This window comes from Paenibacillus sp. FSL R7-0313 (assembly GCF_037969885.1).
Lineage (GTDB): Bacteria > Bacillota > Bacilli > Paenibacillales > Paenibacillaceae > Paenibacillus.
The window spans coordinates 332441-355279 of sequence record NZ_CP150219.1; the positions used below are offsets into that span (position 1 = coordinate 332441).

Annotated in this window: 22 protein-coding genes and 1 pseudogene; 15 read left to right on the top strand and 8 right to left on the bottom strand. The window is 47.4% G+C overall.

Annotation, left to right across the window (positions count from 1 at the left end):
• Window positions 1–101: 101 nt before the first annotated feature.
• A complete protein-coding gene (locus NSQ38_RS01270) occupies window positions 102–1298 on the bottom strand; it encodes a polysaccharide deacetylase family protein (protein ID WP_339786426.1) in 1197 nt (398 codons plus the stop codon).
• Between the two features lie 240 nt (window positions 1299–1538).
• On the opposite strand from NSQ38_RS01270, the gene NSQ38_RS01275 reads away from it, so the two are divergent.
• From NSQ38_RS01275 to NSQ38_RS01310, 8 genes are all read left to right on the top strand, one after another.
• Window positions 1539–2186 carry a DedA family protein gene (locus NSQ38_RS01275; protein WP_339786430.1) on the top strand — a complete coding sequence of 216 codons (648 nt, stop codon included), beginning with the start codon at window positions 1539–1541 and terminating at the stop codon, window positions 2184–2186.
• Window positions 2187–2318: 132 nt separating this feature from the next.
• A complete protein-coding gene (locus NSQ38_RS01280) occupies window positions 2319–3833 on the top strand; it encodes a spore germination protein (RefSeq protein WP_133387491.1) in 1515 nt (504 codons plus the stop codon).
• Window positions 3834–3853: 20 nt separating this feature from the next.
• Window positions 3854–4111 carry a hypothetical protein gene (locus NSQ38_RS01285; RefSeq protein WP_339786432.1) on the top strand — a complete coding sequence of 86 codons (258 nt, stop codon included), beginning with the start codon at window positions 3854–3856 and terminating at the stop codon, window positions 4109–4111.
• The gene (locus tag NSQ38_RS01290) at window positions 4108–5055 is read left to right on the top strand and encodes a Ger(x)C family spore germination protein (RefSeq protein WP_339790355.1); all 948 of its coding nucleotides are present in this window, start codon (window positions 4108–4110) and stop codon (window positions 5053–5055) included. The genes NSQ38_RS01285 and NSQ38_RS01290 overlap by 4 nt, the downstream gene beginning before the upstream one ends.
• A gap of 6 nt (window positions 5056–5061) precedes the next feature.
• Entirely contained in the window at window positions 5062–5298 is a 237-nt protein-coding gene (locus tag NSQ38_RS01295; protein ID WP_339786435.1) for a hypothetical protein, read from the top strand.
• An 18-nt stretch (window positions 5299–5316) separates the two neighbouring features.
• Window positions 5317–6153 (top strand): GerAB/ArcD/ProY family transporter, encoded by an 837-nt coding sequence (locus tag NSQ38_RS01300; RefSeq protein ID WP_339786438.1) that lies wholly within the window; start codon window positions 5317–5319, stop codon window positions 6151–6153.
• Window positions 6084–6446 carry a GerAB/ArcD/ProY family transporter gene (locus tag NSQ38_RS01305; RefSeq protein ID WP_339786441.1) on the top strand — a complete coding sequence of 121 codons (363 nt, stop codon included), beginning with the start codon at window positions 6084–6086 and terminating at the stop codon, window positions 6444–6446. Before NSQ38_RS01300 ends, NSQ38_RS01305 begins: the two co-directional genes overlap by 70 nt.
• A gap of 86 nt (window positions 6447–6532) precedes the next feature.
• On the top strand, window positions 6533–7660 hold the full coding sequence (locus NSQ38_RS01310; protein ID WP_339786444.1) for an endospore germination permease: 1128 nt from the start codon (window positions 6533–6535) through the stop codon (window positions 7658–7660).
• A 90-nt stretch (window positions 7661–7750) separates the two neighbouring features.
• Here the strand turns inward: NSQ38_RS01310 and bcp are convergent, their stop codons facing one another.
• The 4 genes and pseudogenes from bcp to NSQ38_RS01330 form a co-directional block, all read right to left on the bottom strand.
• Window positions 7751–8215 (bottom strand): thioredoxin-dependent thiol peroxidase, encoded by a 465-nt coding sequence (bcp, locus tag NSQ38_RS01315; protein ID WP_339786445.1) that lies wholly within the window; start codon window positions 8213–8215, stop codon window positions 7751–7753.
• A 46-nt stretch (window positions 8216–8261) separates the two neighbouring features.
• Window positions 8262–9047: an ABC-2 family transporter protein gene (locus NSQ38_RS01320; protein WP_076333833.1), complete on the bottom strand. Its 786-nt coding sequence runs from the start codon at window positions 9045–9047 to the stop codon at window positions 8262–8264.
• 4 nt (window positions 9048–9051) lie between these two features.
• Window positions 9052–9846 (bottom strand): ABC-2 family transporter protein, encoded by a 795-nt coding sequence (locus NSQ38_RS01325; protein ID WP_062837592.1) that lies wholly within the window; start codon window positions 9844–9846, stop codon window positions 9052–9054.
• Window position 9847: 1 nt separating this feature from the next.
• Window positions 9848–10893 (bottom strand): annotated as a pseudogene (locus tag NSQ38_RS01330) (ATP-binding cassette domain-containing protein).
• 212 nt (window positions 10894–11105) lie between these two features.
• On the opposite strand from NSQ38_RS01330, the gene NSQ38_RS01335 reads away from it, so the two are divergent.
• Both NSQ38_RS01335 and NSQ38_RS01340 read left to right on the top strand, forming a co-directional pair.
• Complete coding sequence (locus tag NSQ38_RS01335; RefSeq protein WP_091018703.1) at window positions 11106–12149, top strand: LCP family protein; 1044 nt, start codon at window positions 11106–11108, stop codon at window positions 12147–12149.
• Between the two features lie 131 nt (window positions 12150–12280).
• Window positions 12281–13597 carry a glutamate-1-semialdehyde 2,1-aminomutase gene (locus NSQ38_RS01340; RefSeq protein WP_339786447.1) on the top strand — a complete coding sequence of 439 codons (1317 nt, stop codon included), beginning with the start codon at window positions 12281–12283 and terminating at the stop codon, window positions 13595–13597.
• 209 nt (window positions 13598–13806) lie between these two features.
• Here the strand turns inward: NSQ38_RS01340 and NSQ38_RS01345 are convergent, their stop codons facing one another.
• Window positions 13807–15201: a PLP-dependent aminotransferase family protein gene (locus NSQ38_RS01345; protein WP_339786449.1), complete on the bottom strand. Its 1395-nt coding sequence runs from the start codon at window positions 15199–15201 to the stop codon at window positions 13807–13809.
• Window positions 15202–15360: 159 nt separating this feature from the next.
• On the opposite strand from NSQ38_RS01345, the gene NSQ38_RS01350 reads away from it, so the two are divergent.
• The 5 genes from NSQ38_RS01350 (at window position 15361) to NSQ38_RS01370 (ending at window position 20224) form a co-directional block, all read left to right on the top strand.
• Window positions 15361–16308 (top strand): DMT family transporter, encoded by a 948-nt coding sequence (locus tag NSQ38_RS01350; RefSeq protein WP_339786452.1) that lies wholly within the window; start codon window positions 15361–15363, stop codon window positions 16306–16308.
• 207 nt (window positions 16309–16515) lie between these two features.
• Complete coding sequence (locus NSQ38_RS01355; RefSeq protein WP_339786455.1) at window positions 16516–17622, top strand: endospore germination permease; 1107 nt, start codon at window positions 16516–16518, stop codon at window positions 17620–17622.
• Complete coding sequence (locus NSQ38_RS01360; RefSeq protein WP_289391102.1) at window positions 17603–19072, top strand: spore germination protein; 1470 nt, start codon at window positions 17603–17605, stop codon at window positions 19070–19072. The genes NSQ38_RS01355 and NSQ38_RS01360 overlap by 20 nt, the downstream gene beginning before the upstream one ends.
• A gap of 73 nt (window positions 19073–19145) precedes the next feature.
• On the top strand, window positions 19146–19793 hold the full coding sequence (locus NSQ38_RS01365) for a hypothetical protein (RefSeq protein WP_339786457.1): 648 nt from the start codon (window positions 19146–19148) through the stop codon (window positions 19791–19793).
• Window positions 19712–20224, top strand: coding sequence for a Ger(x)C family spore germination C-terminal domain-containing protein (locus NSQ38_RS01370; RefSeq protein WP_339786460.1), 513 nt, complete (start codon window positions 19712–19714; stop codon window positions 20222–20224). The genes NSQ38_RS01365 and NSQ38_RS01370 overlap by 82 nt, the downstream gene beginning before the upstream one ends.
• An 86-nt stretch (window positions 20225–20310) precedes the next feature.
• On the opposite strand, the gene NSQ38_RS01375 is transcribed toward NSQ38_RS01370, so the two are convergent.
• Both NSQ38_RS01375 and NSQ38_RS01380 read right to left on the bottom strand, forming a co-directional pair.
• Entirely contained in the window at window positions 20311–20727 is a 417-nt protein-coding gene (locus tag NSQ38_RS01375) for a sensory rhodopsin transducer (protein ID WP_339786463.1), read from the bottom strand.
• 805 nt (window positions 20728–21532) lie between these two features.
• The gene (locus NSQ38_RS01380; protein ID WP_339786466.1) at window positions 21533–22774 is read right to left on the bottom strand and encodes a rhamnogalacturonan acetylesterase; all 1242 of its coding nucleotides are present in this window, start codon (window positions 22772–22774) and stop codon (window positions 21533–21535) included.
• Window positions 22775–22839: the final 65 nt, after the last annotated feature.

The window sequence follows — 22839 nt, forward strand, 5'->3', positions numbered from 1 at the left end:
GATCATTTTATACTTAAATATGCTATTCATTGCCGAAATGGATCTGGAAGTGCCCGCCTTTACCGTCCACTCTGCTTCATTACTGGTTAAGGAATTCACCCTCAACCCCATCTGCTCCAGTAACTCACGTAACGGAACCCAGATGGTTCCCCCTGACTCTGTACTGCTCCCGTTTCAATTGCCCCGGTTGTTGTCAGTGTTCCGCTCACACTGTCTGCATGAATCGTTCTTTCCTTCCATACTGCTATGGCTGTCCTTGTTTCAGAGTCCCAACGAGTGCTACCCCCGAATTTTTTCATGAAAGTACGCAAAGGCACCATGATTCGCTGCCCCTCCATGCGGAACTCACCCGGTTGCAAGGTAGCTGCAGCCAATCCCACCTCTACCTTCAACTTCTTGCTTGCAAGCCATAACGTCGCGTTCGCTTCTACATGTTCTGCGATCCAAGCCTTTCCCGGTGCTTTGCGGGCCTTAAACTTACCATCTGGATGTACACGGAATTGAACTGGTTGATCCGTACTCTTTATGGTGTCAAAACGATATCCATGATCACGATAATATTTGATAATACCCGGAAGTGCTTTTACCGTTTCAGCATGTGCACCACCGTCATGCATCAGGACAATGACCGAACGTGCTCCCGCAGGTACTTTGGTCGAATTGCTGAGGATCTCTTTGGCTGGAACACCTTTACGCTTGGAGTCCCCACTGTCGACGTTCCAGTCCATAACCGTGTAGCCACCCAATTGCAGCAAATCAAAATAACTTTGATCAAAATGCCCGTATGTACCGCCTGGTGCTCGCACCAGATTCGGACGGAAACCGGTTATACGCTCCAGCACTTCCTCTGTCTGCTTGATCTGTTTCCAGAACACTTTAAAATCACTGTATAGCTGTTCGTATTGATGATTAAACGTATGATTGCCCAAAGCATGTCCATCCTCCACAAGCCCCCGGATTAACTCGGGATAACGCTCTGCCTGCTCACCCAGCACAAAAAATGTAGCCAAAACCTTCTCCTTGCGCAAAATATCCAATACTTCACGGGTATGGTTACCCGGTCCATCGTCAAAACTCAGATAGACTACCTTGTCTTGAGTATTCTTATCTTCCGAAATTGGATCACCTGAGCCGGAAGCAGAAGATGCATAAGCCGTGCCTGCATATAAAGCGAATGCACATAGCAATATCGCAATTCGCACGAGAATGACAGACCATTGTCCAGATAAAAACATATGTATGGTTGTTGCAGAGTTTCCCCCATTTTCCTTGCTTCTCAATTCCGGTCTCTGTACCATTTACGAATCGACCTCCACCGTCTCTAGTAATTTGCTGATAGACTTCAGCAGATTTGTTAGAATTATATGGAGGCTTCATTGAAAAAAGACGTGATTTTGTTTAATATTTTTTCACAATTTGCTATGTAGCCTGATTGATTCTTCGCTTCAGATTAGGTAGCATAATGAAAAGGCAGAACACATTAAAACACCTTGGAGAGTATTCATGCTCCCACCCCGTATTCAGGAGAGTGAAATCTATTGGAATTGCTTGAGAAGATCCAACATCTGTTTGGGTCCTACGGATACAGCGTTTTGTTTTTTGGCTTGTTGCTTGAATTCATCGCACTTCCCTTTCCTGGTGAAACAACGATGGCTTACGCAGGGTTTCTCTCCTACAAGGGGCATCTCGACTTTGGAATCCTCACCATACTGGCTTTTCTGGGGACAACGATTGGCATGACCATCACTTATTTTATTGGAGCCAAAGCAGGTCTGCCCTTTATAACACGATACGGAAAATGGTTTCTGCTGAAGCAGGACAAGCTCGATAAAACGCAAAAGTGGTTCGCCAAGTATGGTAATGCCTTAATCTTCATCGGTTATTTCATTCCGGGTGTAAGGCATTTCACCGGGTATTTCGCGGGCATAGCCGCTGTTCCCTTTCGCAAATTCGCTCTCTACGCCTATTCAGGCGCACTGTTCTGGGTTGTACTGTTTCTGGGCATTGGCAAAATATTTGGCCCTCAGTGGAACGCCGTATTCCATCTGGCTCATCAAAATGCAGCATATATCGTGGGAGGAATCGGCCTATTGCTCATCATAGCCGTGCTCTATCGTTACCGCAAAGCATGGGCAGCAAGATCCACCGTATCCAAGCCAGCCCCTGTTCGACAAAGACAAAAGTAAATTCGGACAAAAGTCCATCTATAATAAGCAGGCAAGGAGTCGCGAATAATCGCGGCTCCTTTTTTTGTGATAATCCGAATTCATCCAGGTCATACTAACTTGAAAATATAGGGTGTATAGGGAGGTGAAGGCATGAGTGAATCGTCGCTGGAACGCCAAGATCAGAGGCAAATCTCTCCGGATCTAAGCGAAAATATGGAATACTGCAAGCAAGTGATGGGGAACAGCAACGACTTGATGATGCGCCCTCTCCAGTGTTTACATAAATGGCCTGCAGTCATGTTGTACATTGATGGATTAGTGGATGTGCAGATTCTGAATCACTCCATCATGGAATCATTATTGCAAAAGCGTGATCTCCCTGAATTCTCTGCAGACGATGAACATCTCAGCTACCTCCAGAATGATATCCTGATCGCCAGTGATGTATTGCTGGTCGATGATATGGATGAAGTAATGAATGCACTTCTTTCGGGATCAGCTATCTTACTGCTTGAAGGATCTGAACGAGGATTGAAGATTGGTGCAGCAGGCTGGGAAGATCGATCCGTTGGAGAACCTGTCTCCCAAACCGTCGTTCGGGGACCTATGGAAGGCTTCAACGAAAACCTGCGTACCAACACATCATTGATCCGCAAACGAATCCGTAATCCTCATCTTTGGATCGAAGAAAGAGAAATAGGTCGGGTTACCAAAACCCGAGTTGCTGTGCTCTATCTGGAACATATCGTGGATCAGGAGATTGTAAAAGAACTGCGTCGAAGACTCGATGAGATCGATATCGACAGTATCCTTGAGAGCGGGTACATCGAGGAACTTGTACAAGACGAAACCAGAACGTTATTCCCCACGGTTTACAATAGTGAACGTCCAGATACGGTTTGTGCTGCCTTACTTGAGGGCAGAGTAGCCATCATCGTGGACGGTACGCCTTTTGTGCTGCTGGTTCCAGCCTTGTTCGTGCATTTCTTCCAATCGCCGGAGGATTACTATCAACGGGCCGATATCAGCACATTGATTCGCTTGATTCGTTATCTGTCCTTTTTTATCGCTTTACTAGCTCCATCCTTCTATATTGCCATTACCACCTTTCACCAGGAAATGTTGCCCACTAATATGCTCATTAGTCTGGCAGCTCAACGTGAAGGCGTTCCTTTTCCCGCATTCATTGAAGCCATACTGATGGAACTGACCTATGAAATTTTGCGAGAAGCAGGTATACGTATTCCGAAAACGGTCGGTCAGGCCGTTTCCATTGTCGGAACACTGGTAATTGGCCAAGCAGCCGTAGATGCAGGAGTTGTCTCCGCCGCAATGGTTATTATCGTTTCCATAACGGCCATATCCAGTTATGTCATTCCAGAGAATGGACTTTCTATCTCTGTCCGAATTTTGCGATTTGTATTGATGATACTCGCGGCAGCTTTTGGTTTCTACGGTATTCTAATTGTTCTGCTCATTACGGTTACACACCTGTGCAGCTTGCGTTCTTTTGGCGTACCGTATATGTCTCCCTTTGCACCTCTAATTCAGAAAGATCTGAAAGATACGCTGTTTCGTGTACCCTGGTCCCATATGAAAACACGTCCATTCTCTACGGGTACCCCGAACAAAATCCGACAAGCCAGCAAAAAAATGAAGCGTTAATTCGGTAAGGAGAAGAACGTATGAACAAGTGCTTCCGATTAATTGTATGCATTGTATTCCTGCTCCCTCTCCTTACCGGATGCTGGGATCGCCAGGAATTAAATGAACTTGGTATTATGCTGGGTCTTGGTGTAGACAAGGATGGCGATTTGATTAAAGTGAGTGCTCAGGTCGTCGTGCCGAATGAAGTATCCTCCAAGTCAGGGGAGGCAATGGTACTCCTGTCACGCTGTACGAAGCGTCCGCGTCCACGCTGTTTGAAGCAATTCAAAAGCTGACCGAGACAAGCCCACGCCGCATATTCATGGCACATATCCGTGTACTGGTGTTCGGAGAAGAATATGCACGCAAAGAGGGCATCTACGATGTCATGGAAGCGTTAATGCGAGAACCTACGGTCCGTCCCGATTATTACGTCATGGTTGCACGAAATACTACAGCTTCCAAAGTACTGGACGTACTTACCCCACTTGAGAATATCCCTGCGGAGAAGATGTTTAATTCTCTGGACGTATCTGCCAAAACCTGGTCTCCCACTACTACGGTAACTGGTGATCAGTTAATGGAATACATGCTAACTCCCGGAATACAGCCTGTCATCACCGGAGTAGAGGTTGTTGGCAGTTCAGCGATAAGCGGAAGCAAAGATAATATAGCGACAATCAAATCTCCGGCCAATCTGTATTCTACGGGATTAAGCATCTTCAAAAAGGACAAACTGATCGGCTGGTTAACGGAAGATGAATCGAAAGGATACAACTACATCCGCGACAATGTGGTGTCTACCATCAGTCACATGCCTTGCCGAAAGGGAGGAAATGTGACGTTCAAAGCTCTCCGTACCAAGACCCAACGAAAAGCAAAGGTCATTGACGATCAGCCTGTGATCCACATCAAACTCAAAAATGTGTCTTCCATTGGTGCAGTAGAGTGCGGAATCAGAATTGGTTCAATGAAGACGCTCAAAGAGTTGGAAAAGGACAGTGAGGAGCGACTGATAGACCTGATGGAAAACTCCGTGAATTCAGTGCGGCGAAAGTTCCATATTGACATTTTTGGATTTGGTCAGGAAGTATATCATGCCGATCCTAAATTTTTTAAAAAGATTGAGAAGGATTGGGATCAATATTTTGAGAATCTGGATGTTAAATATGAAGCCAATGTACAGATCAAACGTGTAGGTACACTGGATGATTCATTCAAGGAGGATTTGAAGGAGTGAGACCGGATGTTGATTACAATTACTGTCATTGTCATAGGGGGCCTTGTAGGCTGGGTTGATCTTCCAGGTCTCATCCGTCGCAAGGAATGGAGGGAAACAGTTGTGTACAGCGGAATGCTCGTCATAGCCACAGGGTTCAGTGTGATTGCAGCCAACCTGTGGGATTTCCCCAGTCCACTCTATATCATCATGTGGATCTATGAACCTGTTAATCAATTCTTGGCACATCTGACAGGAACCTAGAAAAAGGAGAGGACCATCATGCTGGAACAGGGGCGCCTTGGAACAAGACAATTGACCACTCTCATCTTTATGATGGTGGTCGGGGATATGATGCTGATCTACCCCTCGGTCATCACGTCCTATGCGAAACAAGACTCCTGGATTTGTGCTTTTATAGGCGTTCCTCTGGGGATGGCACTGATGGCCATGATCCTGAAGCTATGTAGTATGCATCCAGAAAAAAATCTGGTGCAGATGGCACGAAGCATTCTAGGGTTCTGGCCAGGTACTTTCTTTTCCTGCTTCTACCTGTTCTTTTTCATTATCGGTGCCTCCACCCACACGAGAGAAGTCGGCGATTTCATGACCACTCAAATCTTCCCGTACACTCCCATTCGCATCATCATTCTGATGTTCGTCATCGTAATCGCCTGGGGAGTGTCTCATGGATTAGAGGCGATGGGGCGAAGTAGTGAACTACTGATGCCCGTCGTTATTGTGTTTATTGTCGTCCTTGCAGTCTGCCTGCTTCCTCAGATTGATACTAGAAATTTGAAGCCAGTAAGTGATACGGGTGTTGTCTCTATCTCGCAAGGCATTCTGGTAAGCATTATATATCCGATCGGTGAAGTCGTTCCCATCATGATGATACTGCCCTATGTTGCCAAGCAGGCTCATCGAACACGGGACGTAATTATTGCAGCTGGTTTAGGCAGCTTGGTATTGGCAACACTCGTTACCGTTACATATCGCTGCTGGTCTTGGGTGCCTTTCTTACGCAACACAACATATATGCTTCTTTTGTTTTGTCCCAGAAAATCAGTATTGGGAGCTTTTTTGAACGCATTGAAGCCATTATGGCTTCTTCCTGGCTGATCTCGACGTACTTCAAAGCGATGATATACTTATACGCTTTTATTGTTGGTTGTGCAGAACTGTTCAAGCTTAAGCAGTATCAGATACTGGTACTCCCTGCGTCTATATACATTTTCGGATTAGCCAATCTGATCTCACCAAGCATCACTTTTATCGTGATCACCATTGTTCCATATTGGGTAGATTGGGATACCACACTGGGAATCATTCTGCCGGGCTGTCTTCTGCTGATACAATTGCTCAAGTCTTACAGAAAATCATCGGTTACTCCAAACAATTCCTCACAGGAATGAGTACTATTTTTTTGGGGGAAGGAGCCTGGTATGGATGGAGAAATGGAGTTCATCCATGCTGAATATAGAGAAGGAGAAAGGTGTCTATGTTAATTAAGAAGAAAATCACCATTAGGCAATTTGCAGTCCTTACCTTTCTCGTCATGATTGGGGACATGATTCTACTCTATCCCTCCGTGGTTACTGCTTCGGGTCAACAGGATGCGTGGATCTGTTCTCTTATCGGTCAACCGATCGGCATACTCATCATGTGGGTGCTATATAAACTTCATCAGACGTATCCTGATCTTTCCCTTATTGAAATCTGCCAAAAAATACTTGGCCGGTGGGCAGGGTCTGTTTTGGCAGCTGCATATCTATTTTATTTCGCCATAGGCGCTGTCATATGTATCCGTGAAGTCGGTGACTTTATGACCACACAGATCTACCTTCAGACCCCCATCCGGGTCATCCTAATTATCCTTATGTGCGCTCTGGTCTGGGGGCTTATGCATGGCTTGCATACAATAGGAAGTAGCAGTGAACTGCTGACCCCCATCGTTGTTGCCTTTATGATTTTGTTGTTTCTGGGGCTGATGCCCAAAGTAAACAGTTCACATCTGCAACCTTACTTGAACATCCCTTGGCTCCATCTGGTTCATTCCATCATTCGGGGAGCATTTACTTCCTTTGGTGAACTCATCGTAATCACCATGGTTCTTCCTTATGTGATGTCCGGGCCTCATATCAAACGTGACATGTTACTCGCCACCTTATGTGGAGGGTTACTGCTAACTACACTTTTGCTCATTTCGCTCATGGTTTTTGGACCCTTTCTTACCCAACATGAGATCTATATCTCCTATACCCTGTCCCAGAAAATTAATATCGGCAACTTTTTCGAACGAATTGAGGCGTTCATGGCGACTGCTTGGTTAATTGCTACCTATTTCAAAAGTTTGCTGTATATGTTCTCGTTTGTCGTTGGAACAGCTCAGCTATTTCGGTTAAAGACATACAAACCTCTCATCCTGCCATCAGCGATGTTATTATTCGCGTTAGCTGTACTGATTTCTCCCAATGTCATTTTCTACACCAATACGATCATGCCCGCTTGGGTGGATTGGGATATCACGGTAAGCTTTATTATTCCGCTATTCCTTCTGCTCGTGCATCGGCTTCGTTCTGGCAAGAGCAAGAACAATTCATCCAATCAAAAACGATTGCCCACCTAAAAAGGCTGTGTTCACGGTTAATTCCGCGAAACACAGCCTTTAATGATGAAACGGTTAAGATGATTTATTCACACATGTCTAAATCATTAATTACAATGTTTTCAAAGCCTCAAGCGCAGACTCGATATGTCCTTTGACCCGAACTTTGGACCAGTCCTTGATCAATTTCCCCTCTTCATCAATCAGAAAAGTGGAGCGAACCATACCCATGTACTCCTTGCCATACATTTTCTTCAGCTGCCATACACCGTATTGCTCGGCTACAACATGCTCTTCATCCGATAACAAGGTGAACGGCAGACCATACTTGGCAATAAACTTGTCATGTTGTTTCATTGGATCGGTGCTGATTCCGAGAATGACCGTGTTCAGCCCTTCAAATTCAGCATGTCGATCCCGGAAATCACAAGCCTGTTGTGTACAGGACGAAGTCATATCCTTGGGGTAAAAATAAAGCAGTACCCGCTGTCCGCGGTAATCCGAAAGCTTTACTGATTCTCTCGTACTGGACGGAAGCTCAAAATCCGGTGCCAGTTCGCCTACAGTTAACGTCATGTCAGTTCCTCCCTAGTCTTGCCCATGAAATGCTATCAGGGCGTTATTATGATCCTGCTCCGCGATACCGTTTCACGCCATAATTCCACAGAAGCAAGCCCATGGAACCAAACACCAGTCCCATCACAGGTGTGAGGAGCGCCATCCGATGCATCTCGGACCTCTCCAGGAACAAGGCTGCCGGATAGATGCCCACAAAGGCAAACGGAATGATCCAGGTTAACAGCACCTGAATGGCACGGTTATAGATCGTCACAGGGTAACGCCCATACCCTTGGATGTTATACATCAATGGCAGAATACCTGTTGGTGCGTCTGAATAAAAGGACAACGAAGTCAGTGTGGTATAAATGCCGGCATAGATCATTACTGAACTGAGTGCCAAAATAATCAAGGCAGGAATATGCCACCACTCCAGCATCAAGCCCATCTCTGCTCCGCTGAAGATCATGATAATCAAGCCGATAAACGAGCCCACGAGTGCAGGCGGGTCTACATTTTCAAGCAAGATCTGGAACAGATTATGTGCAGGGCGTGTCAGGATACGATCCATCTCACCTTTGACGATATACCGCTCGCTGAACCCCCACAGATTGATAAAACAACTGAAGATGCCATAGGGCACCATAAAATATCCATAAACAAAGAGTACTTCACTCTCGCTCCAGCCGCCCAGGTTATCCGTATGACGGAAGACCACAAAGATAAAGATCAGGTTGGTTGCCTGGAACAGCAGATCCGATAGAATCTCCACCCAGAAATCAGCACGGTACGTGAGTCGTGTTTTCATGTAGTTCTTCAAATATTCCCAGATCAGACCCATATAGTACATTCCGTTATCCCCCTTGCACGAACAGACGCTTGCGCGCCTTACGCCAGATCAATACCATCGGGAGCAGTAACACGGCAAACCAGAACACCTGAATACCGAGTACATTCCAGATGGCGGTACCTTCCACTCTTCCAGTGAACACAGAACCGGGCAGATACGTAATGGCCTGAAAAGGCAATACCTTCATCACCGCGGACATCCAGCCTGGATACAGGCTGATCGGGATGATTAGACCAGAGAACAGATCAACCACGACGCGTTTCATACGCATCATGCCTTCATTGTTTTCCACAAAGAAAGCTGCCAGTCCCGTTATCACATTAATCTGGGAATTAATGAGGAAACTGAAGAACAGCATGACGAGAAAGCCAATCCACGCCGATGGCGCCGTAGGCAATTCAACCGGGAACAGCAGAATGGCGATGAGCATCCCCGGAATCATGAGGAGCAGGAAGCGGAAAATGCCTTCACCAAGACCCTGCATCATTTTGACCATAACGTAATTGATCGGCCTGATGAATTGAATCGCAATGGAGCCATCCCGTATATCTGCGGCAATCTCCCGGTCCAGGTTGTTAAAGTAAAAAGCACGTGCCATCCAGGATACAGCGATGTAAGTGGTCATCTGCGCTGCCGTGAAACCGCCGAGTTCACCACTGCTACCGTAAATGGCTTGCCAGGTAAAGTAATACACGCCGATATTCAGCGTATATATCAAAATGCCGGAGTAATAATTCACCCGGTATGCCAGCATCGTTAGAAAACGGATGCGCATAAAATCAATAAATGCACTATTCATCTCAGGATACACCCACCGCTTCTTTCCCTGCTCCCACAATCTCGGGACGCTCGGCGGAACCGGATTGGTAAATACTGCGCACAATCTCATCCGTGTTGATCTCGATAATCTGAATATCGGTAATATCAGCCTGTCCAACGACACGTCCGAGTACATCCGAAACATTCAGGTCCAGCGGAATCCATACAGATGCGGACAATTCATTCTCTACTGTCCAACGCACAGGCAACGCAGCAGTCCATTCCTGCATCTGACTGATGTTGTGAGCTGAGCCAAACTTAAAGCGGATCTCCCGCTCCTTGCCCCACTGGGACTTCAGATGATCCAGACCACCATCATAGATGATGTTGCCCGCATCAAGCATGATCACCCGGGAACACAGGGCCTCAATGTCCTGCAAATCGTGGGTTGTGAGCAGGATGGTCGTTCCATGCTCCTTGTTCATATCTTTCAAGAAATCCCGAATTTCCGACTTCACCACAATATCCAAACCAATAGTTGGCTCATCCAGGAAAACAATACTCGGATTATGCAACAAGGCTGCCACTAACTCGCAGCGCATACGCTGACCAAGACTGAGCTTCCGCACCGGACGGCTTAACAGGTCCTGAAGCTGCAATCGCTCAACCAGTTCATCCAGCCTTTTACGGAAATCGACCTCTCCGACACGATATACTTTACGCAATAAATGGAAGGATCGATAACGCCAATATCCCACCACAATTGACTGCGCTGACCAAAAACAACACCAATATTCTGTACAAACTTCTCCCGTTCCTGATACGGAACATATCCACCAACCGATATTTGCCCTGAAGTAGGCACCAAAATGCCGGTCAACATCTTGATCGTTGTTGATTTACCGGCACCGTTCTCCCCAATATATCCGCATATTTCGCCCTGCGGAATCTGAAATGAAATATCATTTACAGCCAATACCTCCTGGTATTGACGTGCAAACAGGTCTTGGAATGCGCCCTTCAGCCCACCTCGGCTTTTCTGGACGCTAAACGACTTGCGCAAATCTTTGACATCAATCGCCAGCATGATTATACCTCACTTGGATTTTGTTGAAATTGCTTGTAGCCCAAAAAGAAATTATAATGGTATCAGTCAAAATTCAGCAAGCTTTAAAATAGTCTGGAGCCGCGTCCTGCCCTTATGTTGGGAAAAGACGTGTACGGAAAGCTTCGACTAGATCTTACTTGAATACTCGAACTCGTTTTTTTATTTCATCTCAAATACAAAGGAGAGCTAGCATGACCAGAAAGACGAAGAGAACCATATGGATTTCTCTTGCCGCCTTCGTGTTAATTATCGGAGGAGCAGCGGCATATTATTTCGGTTCTATTCTCAATCAGTTGGACGGTTTGGCAAAAGACGGCGACGAATCACCATTCGCAGGTATCGAGAATGTGGAGAAAGTAAATACTCCTGACCCACCCAAATGGGAAGGCACAGAAACGGTAAATATTCTCGTTATGGGTGTCGATGCGCGCGGATTGAAAAAAGGTGAAGTTCCCCGCTCCGACAGCATGATGGTTGTATCGCTCGACCCACTTACCAAAAAAATCAATCTGTTCTCCATTCTGCGCGACACTTACGTCAATATTGACGGATATGGCAAGGAACGGATCAACACTGCCATCACCCATGGTCCTAATGCAGCGATGCAAGCTGCCGGCGACCTGCTCGGCATTCCTGTACAGTATTATGTGTATACGGATTTCCAGGGATTCATCAAATTGGTGGATGCCGTTGGCGGTGTTGATTTTGATGTGGAGAAAGACATGCACTATACAAGTAAAGCAGACAATAACGAATACGATATTGATCTCAAAAAAGGGTATCAGCATCTGGATGGCGAAACAGCCCTCATGTACGTTCGTTTCCGTCATGATGCGATGTCGGATTTCGCTCGTTCCGAGCGTCAGCGTGAGTTGCTGAAAGCTGTGACGGCAAAAATGCAGTCAACAACTACCATTGCCAAGCTGCCTTCCATTCTGGAACAGGTTAATCCCTATGTGGATACGAATCTGACACTCTCCGATATGTGGAAACTGGGTGGCCTCGGTTACCAGAGCAGCATGAATGGCAGTGAGCAGATCCCGCCAATGAACCTGCTGAAAGAAGAACGTACAGCAGGCGGTGCGCAAGTATTGACGGTTACCAATGAAGAGAAATTGAAGCAGCATATTCAGGATATTATTCACCCGCCTGCTACAACGGATGATAGTACAACCAGCACCGAAGATAAAACAGCCAGTGGTGACGATCAAAAGTCAGAGCAACCGGCTCAGTAATCTAAACATGCAGAGGGCAGCCATTACGCTGCCCTCTCGTTGTGCCCGGCTATACTATTATGAGAAAATCATCATATCTTTCTGTAGCTTGTACCTTTATCATATTTTGCATTACGAAAGGAAGTTAGCTTATGAATACATCACGTTCCCGTTCCGAACTTCTATACGCAGAAGCACTTGAACATATTGTTGGGGGTGTTAACAGCCCTTCACGCTCGTTCAAAGCCGTTGGTGGCGGTGCACCTGTATTTATGAAAAAAGCCCAAGGCGCCCACTTCTGGGATGTCGATGACAACCGTTATATTGATTATCTGGCCGCTTACGGTCCAATTGTTACAGGACATGCCCACCCTCATATTACGCAGGCCATTATGGAAGCTGCAGCAAATGGTGTGCTGTACGGTACGACTGAACTTGAGATCAAGCTCGCCAAAATGCTGAAGGAAGCCATTCCTTCCATGGATAAAGTTCGTTTTGTAAACTCCGGTACGGAGGCGGTCATGACTACGATTCGGGTCGCTCGTGCCTACACCAAACGCAACAAGATCGTAAAATTCGCCGGATGTTACCACGGTCACTCGGATCTGGTGCTTGTGGCTGCGGGTTCTGGGCCGTCCACGCTCGGAATTCCTGACAGTGCGGGAGTTCCAGCCAGTATTGCACAAGAAGTCATTACTGTGCCCTACAATGATCTGGAAGCCCTGAAGGATGCTTTGGAGCGCTGGGGTGATGATGTTGCCGCAGTCATGGTTGAACCGATCGTTGGGAACTTCGGTATGGTTATGCCGGAGCCTGGCTTCCTGGAAGGTCTCTGTGCCATGACACGGGCCAACGGCTCCCTGGTTATCTATGACGAAGTGATTACGGCTTTCCGTTTCCATTACGGTTCTACACAGACGTATGCCGGACTCGATAATCATGCGGAGATTGAACCCGATCTGACGGCTCTTGGTAAAATTATTGGTGGCGGCCTGCCAATCGGTGCTTACGGCGGACGCAAACATGTTATGGAGCAGGTTGCTCCACTCGGCCCTGCTTATCAAGCAGGAACGATGGCTGGTAACCCTGCATCCATCTCGGCTGGTATCGCATGTCTGGAGGTCCTGCAAGGCGCAGGTGTATACGAAGAGATGGAACGCCTTGCTATCGACCTGACAGCAGGTCTGCAAGCTTCTGCTGACCGTCATGGAATTGCACTGACGATCAACCGGATTCGTGGTGCATTCTCCACCCATTTCTGTGACCATCCGGTTACGAATTATGATCATGCTCAAGACACGGATGGAGAGCTGTTTGCTTCCTTCTTCCGTCACATGCTGAACCGTGGCATTAACCTGGCTCCATCCAAATATGAGGCCTGGTTCCTGACCACGGCTCATACAGATGAGGATGTTCAGGCTACATTGGAAGCCGCAGAAGCTTCCTTCAAGGCGATGGCTCAGGAATAAATTAGATTATTTCCATCTACCATATAGCGTACAAGCTGTATGGTAGGTGGATAACAATTCATGGAAAAGGCGTCCAACAAGTGATTAACTTGTGTGGACGCCTTTTGTTATATACAGACAGTGGTGAGTGGCCAATACGACTAGATAGATGCTAAGTTTAACAACTATATGCGTTTTATTGTAATGGCCTTGCTGTTATAGCTTTGTCTTTATCTCTGCCTGATCTGCAGTTTCAAAATTTCCTCCCGGATCTTCTGTATCCCTTCCTCGATTCGCTGCTTCGGCACATTGGAGATGTTCAAGCGCAGCATCTGATCCTGATGCGCCTGATATGTTCCCTCCGGATAATACCGTTCAGTCGTATCAACGATGACTCCGCGCTTTTGAAGCCGGGATAGCAGAACACGAAGCGGCATATCACCCGCCAAAGGTAATACGGTATGCTCCCCTCCTGTTCGAGGAGCATCCATAAATGGAGCAAAGTCTGGATATGTGTCCAGTTGCTCATGCACCGTGTTCATCCTGGCAGCATAGCGGTTACGAATCACTTTCCTGTGATGAGCAAACATTCCGCTGTGGACATAGATCTCCAGAGCAGCTTGAGACAAAACGGAAGTGTCGATATCGAGCATTTTTTTGTAAGCCCCAAAAGATTGAATTAGTGGTGAAGGCAGAACAGCTACACCAATGCGCAGACCTGGAAACAAAATTTTGGAGTAACTCTTCAGATAGATAACCCGGCCTTCCGTATCATAGGACCATAACGGGTCCTGTTTCGTATTGTCCTCCAGATCAGCCAGATAATCGTCCTCCACCAGATAGACATCGTACCGCTGTGCAAGCCGGATTAGTCTCTTCTTGTCAGCAACAGTCATCGATGTACCAATCGGATTGTGAAAGCGCGGCATGACATAGAAAAACTTGATATCTCCCTCAGCAAACTGACGTTCAAGCGATGCCCAGTCCAGCCCATCCAGGGCACGTCTCACACCGGCAATCGGCACATTTAATCCACTCAGTAGCGAGGGCATATTGTGATAGGTAGGTAGTTCAAGCAGTACTTTTCTCTTTCCATTGGGAAAAGGCATCAATGCAAGTACAGCCAGTGCCTGTTGCACACCTGACGTGATAAAGAACTGCTCTGTTCTCGCAAACACCTGATAATCCGCAAACTGCTTCTGCAACAGCAGAATGAGCGAAGGTAATCCCTGATCCGTGCCATACATAAATAACTCTGCTTGTTTCTTCTCCATAGCCTGATCCACACAATGACGAAAGTCTGCATAAGGGAACACCCTTGGATCGGGAGCAGCTGAAGCAAAGTCCAACGCTCCCTGCCAGTCCATATCCTGAGCACCTGTCCCGTTCTGTACAGCATAATAACCGGATTGAGGTATGGCGTACACCAAATGCCGCTGTTCCAGCCACTCATATGCTCGAATCGCTGTACTTACACTGCATTGATATTGTTCTGCTACAACTCGAACTGCTGGCAGTCGAATTCCCTTATCCGCCCACTGGCGACGATCCTGCTGCTGCATCTGTTCCTGAATCCATTGCTTTAACGCTTCGGCAATCACTTCGTATTTTCTCAATGCACCCATCCCTCTCCAACAACTGTACCGATACAGTTCAACCTTTTATCTATTGTAGCACGATGCACCCGGCAGTATATTGAATAAGGCCAGCACATGCCTCGAACCTGACATAATTCAGGATAATGAAAGATAAAACGCTATGACTACTGTATTGGAGGAGCATTCATGAACACAACACACACTCGGGTATATGCTTATATCGCAGCTATACTGTACGCAGCTATTATAGGTCTATCTTTTCTATTTGTTAAAATGACCGTCACTGTTGCACATCCGATTGATGTGCTTGCCCACCGATTCGCGCTGTCGTTGATCGTTGTCAGCATTCCTATCATTTTTGGCTGGATCAAAATTCGACTTAGCCTTCGTGATCTGTGGAGAATTATTCCGCTAGGGCTACTATCTCCCGTTTTATTTTTTGCCTTTCAAGCCTTTGGACTTGTATCTTCCAACTCATCGGAAGCTGGTATTATTCAAGCTATGGCTCCTGTATTCACACTCGTTCTCGCTTCAGTTTTCCTGAAGGAACGCACATCCACGATGCAGAAGATGTTCCTGCTTCTGTCTGTCGCTGGAGTAGTTTTTATCTTCATAATGCAAGGAAGCGGCATGTCTATAGGTAACCTGAAAGGCATTGCATTATTGCTGTTATCCACAGTCTGTTTTGCAGGGTATGGTGTGCTTGCAAGACCATTAACCCAGAAGTACAAACCAATGGAACTAACATGGGTCACATTAATGGTTGGCTGTATTGTATTTAACGCCGCTTCCCTGATCCGTCATGCTTCCAGCGGTTCCATGATGGACTACATCAAACCACTTGGAGATACATCCTATCTGGGTGCGCTCGCTTATCTGGCAATTCTCTCCACCATGATCTCCACCCTGCTCGCGAGCTATGCTCTGACCCATCTGGAGGCTTCGCAAATGAGTGTATTCAGCAATCTGTCCACGCTCATCTCCATCGTAGGAGGTGCATGGATACTGCATGAACCAGTGGGTAGCTACCACTATATTGGTGCATTGTTGATTATCGCTGGTGTGCTTGGCACCAATATGAGTGGTCGCAAACATAGGCTGGTCAGTGGAATCAAGTCAGATTCCTTACATTGAGACAGCGCAGAAGTTGGTTCGCCGGTTCAACGAGTTATACGCTCCCCTCCTCCCCGAACCCCGCATTTTGACTGGAAAGCGGCCCGGGAAACGATGTTAGAGGTAAGAGAAGCCATGGGTATTCGTTATTTTGACTGACAGTATGAAGCGCTCCAATCCCGTTAACACTGCTGAGGACAGTCTATCGGGAAAAGGAGACCCCTCAGCATGAAACGAACACAACCTTCTTTTTTACAAGCTATGATGTTGATCATGTTGTCCGTTGGCTTGATCAGCCATGTTCTGATTATTCCTGCCCTTTTGGCTGCGGCCAAAAGGGATTCTTGGATTTCCGTCCTGTTATCAGCCGGACCATTTCTGATATTTGCGCTAATGCTCGCTTATGTCTCTCGTTTCCTCCAGCATCAAACCTTGCATGAATGGTTAACATCCCGTCTCGGCAAGCCCATTGGCATGTTATTTCGAGTTGGGAACAGTCTCTTTTTTCTGAGCGCAATCTATTTCACCCTGCACGATACCACCACTTGGGCCAAAACAAATTATCTGACAGAAACGCCAATTCTGGTAACCAGTATTGCCATCATGTCTCTCTGTGCCTATGGGGCATATAAAGGCATACGCTCACTGGCATTTACGGCAGGATTGATCCTTCCACTAGTGGTACTGCTGGGCTTCTATGTTGCAATTGTCAACACTCAATACAAGGATTATAGCCGTCTCCTGCCTGTGTTAGAACATGGCTGGCATCCGGTGCTGAATGGCATGATTTACAGTCTTGCAGGCATGTTTGAACTGGTGTTCATCTGGTATATCCAGCCTCATCTCTCCAAACGTATACGTGTATGGCAGTATCTGATGCTCGCACTCATTCTTGTGGGACTGACTGTCGGCCCACTCATCGGGGCGATTGTGGAATTCGATCCTTTTGAGGCTGCCAAAATGAGATATCCCGCCTTTGAAGAATGGCGAATTGCCTCCTTGGGCAAATACATCGCCCAAACCGACTTCTTTTCCATCTACCAATGGCTCGCAGGCTCGTTCACCCGGATTAGTCTCGCCATGTATATTGTAGTAGAAATATGGAATATTAAGAGCTCTACCAGAAGGCTTATCAGTTGTATCTCGTTAGGTGTCTTCTTTATTCTAACCATGTTGTATCCTCTGGATGATATGACCTTCGAAAAGCTTCTGGTCGAATACATATTTCCGTTCAATCTCTTGTATCTGAGCGGACTTGCGATTATCGCGACGACGGTTGCCTTTATCCATTCACGCCATCAGAGGAGGAAACATCATGGAGCATCAAGCGATTGACACCACGTCCCATGAAACACTGCTTGCCTCTTTGAAAGAGCAGTTCAATCCATGCGCAGATGTTGTTATTCAGACCTTTCCTGTCAAAGATGAATCCGATCAGCCAGTCATTTTGCTCTATTGCGAAGGACTGGTCGACGGCAAACAAATCAATCAATTTATTATTCCCCGTCTGGAACAACACTCCCTGATCATTGAGGAATCACATCCCCACGAACTGGGATTAACCTTAAATCCGATTGAGGATCTCACTGATTCCAAGAAACTTAATCTGTTGATTTTTAGTGGACAACTACTGATCATTTTTGGTAATGGTGTGCAGGCCTGCAGTCTGGATATCGCTGATATCCCGGGACGCAGTCCAGAAGAATCAGCCATTGAAACATCTGTTAAAGGCCCGCGCGATGGATTCACCGAAGAACTCACTACCAACGTGGCCCTTATTCGCAAACGAATGAAAACATCTTCGATGTGTTATGAGAAATATGTCAAAGGTGGTCGTACCCAAACTGCCATTGGACTTCTATATGTAAAAGATATTATTAATCCAGACATTCTGAAAGAAGCACAACACAATCTGGATCAGATTGAGATTGACGGCATTCTGGGTACCTCAATCATGGAGCGAGCTGTCATGGGAGGGATTCGGAGTATTTTTCCACTCACAGATAATACTGAACGTCCTGATTTTGTCGTCGATTCCCTGTTAAATGGACGTTTTGCCGTTCTCATTGAAGGTTCTCCTGTGGCGGTCATCGCACCAACTACACTTTTCAATCAGTTGAAGTCCCCGGAAGACAAAAGCACACCTTTTTTCATCGTTACCTTCGAACGGATTTTGCGTATTTCCGGTCTGCTGATTGCCTGTTTCTTCCCAGCCTTCTACATCGGCCTGACCAGTTTCAATGTGGAACAAATTCCGCTACCTCTCTTGGCTACAATTGCTGGTACTAGAATGGGCCTGCCCATGCCGGTGACGCTGGAAGCCTTTTTAATGATTTTTATGTTCGAGCTATTTAACGAAGCCGGTCGGCGGTTACCACGTGCGTTAGGGCAGACGGTCAGCGTGGTCGGCGGACTTATCATCGGGGATGCAGCCATTCGTGCCGGGATTACATCGCCCACCATCATAGTTACGGTAGCGATCTCAGTCATCTCCAGCTATATTCTCGTGAATACCGTGCTCAGCGGGGCTACTGCACAAATTCGTATCGGAATGCTTATTATTTCTTCGATCCTTGGATTATTTGGATTTATGATCGGACTGTTCGCTCTGTTGGTACACCTCGTATCGTTGGAGTGTTATGGCGTATCCTATCTGTCACCCGTATCTCCCTACATTCCAGGAGACTTCACTCAGGCCGTATCCATGCCCCCTTCCATGAAAAAAAACAAGCGTCCAGAAGCACTTCACACCCAAGATTCCACTCGCTGGAGAAAACGGTCATGACCAGATGGATGTCCATGAGTGGCCTACCGCGGGGTGCTTGATCCTGCTAACGGGATGCTGGGATTCCAAAGAGGTGCAAAGTATTAACTTCATCACGGCCATTGGAATAGACTATGTGGACAACCAATATATTGCGTATGCCCAGTTGATTGACTTCTCCAGTATTGCAAAACAGGAAACGCCAACTTCCCGGGAAACAAGGGATATCTGGATTGGACGGGGCGAAGGTTCAACACTGAGCATGGCTATTAACGACTTGTATGAAACATCACAGCAGCAAACGCTCTGGACTCATGTTAAAGCCATTGTTTTATCGAAAAATGCTCTGGAAGGGAAGCTGGAGGATATATTTAATACGTTGCTACATTCAGGTCAACTGAGATATACACCCTGGATTTACGCGACAGAGCAGAACATTCCGGATGTGCTCTCCCCATCTGCGCTGCTGAACCAATCTGCCCAGACGATTGAGTTATTCGAGCCCATGAGGCTATACAAACAGCATTCCGGTTTCGAACCTATCCGGCTCCATCAGCTTCTCGATGGACTGCGTGAGCCGGCTTCCGTCGTTCTTTTACCCTCGGTTTCAACGAGGAACGAGACCTGGTTCAACGGCGATAAAACGCCCCCCTTGTTAGAATGGATGGGGTTTATGTCATTTCCAAAGGCACAAGTCAGGGTAGAGTTGCAGGAGCAGATGCAGATGGTACACGATACGTAAATTATGAGCGCGTACATCAGTACCCACTATACGTATATGGGAATGGTGGGAAAACTCCTGATTTAACCTTGATGCTTCGTCATCCCAAGACGAGAATAACGGCGAGAAAACAAGGAGATGGCGTCACATTTGATCTAGTTACCTCGGTCAAAAGCTCCATCACCGAAGATCACGGGGCTCCTCGGTCTCCACATGCCATGGAACAGGAAGCGGAGAAACAAATCGAATCCCAAATCCGAGATACGTTCGAAAAAACCAAGTCACGCAAGATCGATTCATACGGTCTCGTGGAACACCTCTATCGCCACAATCTGCCCTTATGGCAACAAGAGGTCTCCCAACGTGCTGACCCCCTGGAGCGTTTCAAGCTCGGCAAAGTAGAGGTCCATGTGGATATCCTTAATGCGAGCACGTATAAATACAGCGATTAAATGAAGAAAAAGAAGCCCCGTGCCTGCATTGGATGCAAGGTTACGGGGCTTTTTACCATCTCCAACTATGCTGTCTATTGGGGAAGTTATCCTGATGGATACGCCATGACACTCATCAAAGCCAATTCAGGCTGGGTCGTGTCCAAACGACTGTACTGGATGATAACGGGGATGTTGCTCGAAACCGTAATTGCATAAGGTACGCCCGGCGGAATAGATTGCTCCCCGGATCGTAGCGATGCAGTGCGAATATGCTTCGTCCTTCTCGCTGGCACTTCAGCGACAATACCTTCGAGTGGTTCTCTATCTTCAAAGTAAATCGTGATGTGCAGCTCCGCATCCGTTGCACTGGTGTTCAGTATACAGATGCTTTCGTGACTCTCCAGTGTGCCGCTGCTCTCCGGCGGGATGTAGCCATCCGGAATGACCCAGTAGGTGTGACCTGTCGCTGCTGAAACATTCTTACGGGCAGATGTGCCTGATTCTGTCTGGTCAGGTGTCATTGAAATACATCCTCCTTTTTTACGATTGCAATATAGGTTAAAAATCGGCGGGCTCGCGGGGCAGCCGCTTCGGCGGACGGATCGGGCTACAGGCCGCTGTTGGCTCGGGATTTCTATTCAATTCCCCCTCAGCAGGGGAAATCCCGCTCCAAAGGCGGACGCTTCGCTCCCTCTACCCGATTCCGCCCTTCTTTGCTGCTACGCTCGCCTGTTTTTTAAAAGATTATTGCCTTCGCTATTCGCTGGGCAACTTTTGCTGGCTCGTTACTTCGTTTAACTCGCTACAGCTTTTAAACCCTGAATAGCTGCGGGGCAGCCGCTTCGGCGGACGGATCGGGCTACAGGCCGCTGTTGGCTCGGGATTTCTATTCATTTCCCCTCAGCAGGGGAAATCCCGCTCCAAAGGCGGACGCTTCGCTCCCTCTACCCGATTCTGCCCTCCTCCGCTGCTACGCTCGCCTGTTTTTTTAAAGATTATTGCCTTCGCTTTTCGCTGGGCAACTTTTACTGGCTCGTTACTTCGTTTAACTCGCTACAGCTTTTAAACCCTGAATAGCTGCGGGGCAGTCGCTTCGGTGGGCAGATCGGGCTGCGGGCCGCTGTTGGCTCGGGATTTCTATCCATTCCCCCTCAGCAGGGGAAATCCCGCTCCAAAGGTGGACGCTTTGCTCCCTCTACCCGATTCCGCCCTCCTCCGCTGCTACGCTCGCTTGTTTTTTTAAAGTTTATTGCCTTCGCTATTGGCTGGGCGACTTTGTTTTTCTCGTTACTTCGTTTAACTCGCTTAATTATTTAGGGGATGAACCTATCGCAGATACATCTGCAACGGTTGCAATTGCAACTCGCGGATGGCTTCTGCCACCTGCTGGGCAAGGCGGCGGGCACCTCGTTCCTGAAAATGCGTGTTATCCTCCACGCCTGAGGGGAAGTTCACATACTCGCCTGGCAGTACCCACATAAAGTCGTCCTTGGTGCCTTCAACGCCCGCCTGCTCGAACAGAAGACGGCTGCGCTCAGCCAGATGGATCAGTGGAACATCTTCCTCTTCCGCCAGCTCACGCATGGCGACGATATAATCGCCATGCGTATCGGTCAAAGTGCCATCATCCGCAAAATAGCGACGATGCACCGGGGTGATGAGCACCGGACGAGCCTTGGCTTCCCGGGCAGCGTCGATATACTTTTTCAAATATTCCTTATATGTTGTGAATGGGTCCGTCCCACGTTCGGGGTCCGGCTTCTCATCGTTATGTCCAAATTGAATAAACAAAAAATCTTCAGGCTTGATTCGCTCCAGAATGGCGCTGAGTCTGCCTTCATTAATAAAACTGCGGGAACTGCGCCCTGACTGGGCGTGATTATCTACTGCCACATCATGTTTGAACTGTGCTGGCAATAACTGGCCCCACCCGCAATACGGATATCCACTCTCCGGCTGATCTGTTACGGTTGAATCCCCGGCAAGAAATACGGTCATGGTCTGATTCGCAAGGGTAATCTCTAACGCATTGATTCTTGGCGCAGGACCGGAGAATGACAGACGAAGTCTGCCGCCACGAACAACAACCGAGAATCGAACCTCTGCGCATTGTCCGGGAAGTGTGCGAATGGTTGGCAGTACAAGTCTACCCTCACCAGCTTTCACGCGGGTCACTGTCTCAGCCAATTCATCACCTGCAACGAGTAATACTTGGTAGGTTCCGTCGGGAACATCCACGATGAATGATGCTTTGAGCGGAATACAGAAGCCTGAACGCAATCGGGCAGACATGGTTGTCTGCCCCGGATTGTTATGATGTTGTTTCGTAGGATCCGACACATCGTCATCACGAATGCGTTGTTTCTCATACACCAGAGATCCTGCCTCGAATCCGTATCCTTCGCGTTCCTCATATGCGGTTGTTGCAGTTACTTTCAGATAATCCCCTGTCTCATCTGCTCTTCCCGAGTCTGGTCCAAAGTTAAACTTCCAGCTGGTCACGGACACTACCTGGCCCTCTGCCGCTGCCTCCATGGCAACGGCCTGACTACCCTGAGCTTTATTCAAAAGCGATAACCTCCTTGGTTAACTTTCGTAAACGTTCATTCGGGCGAAGATACGAAGATACAGTG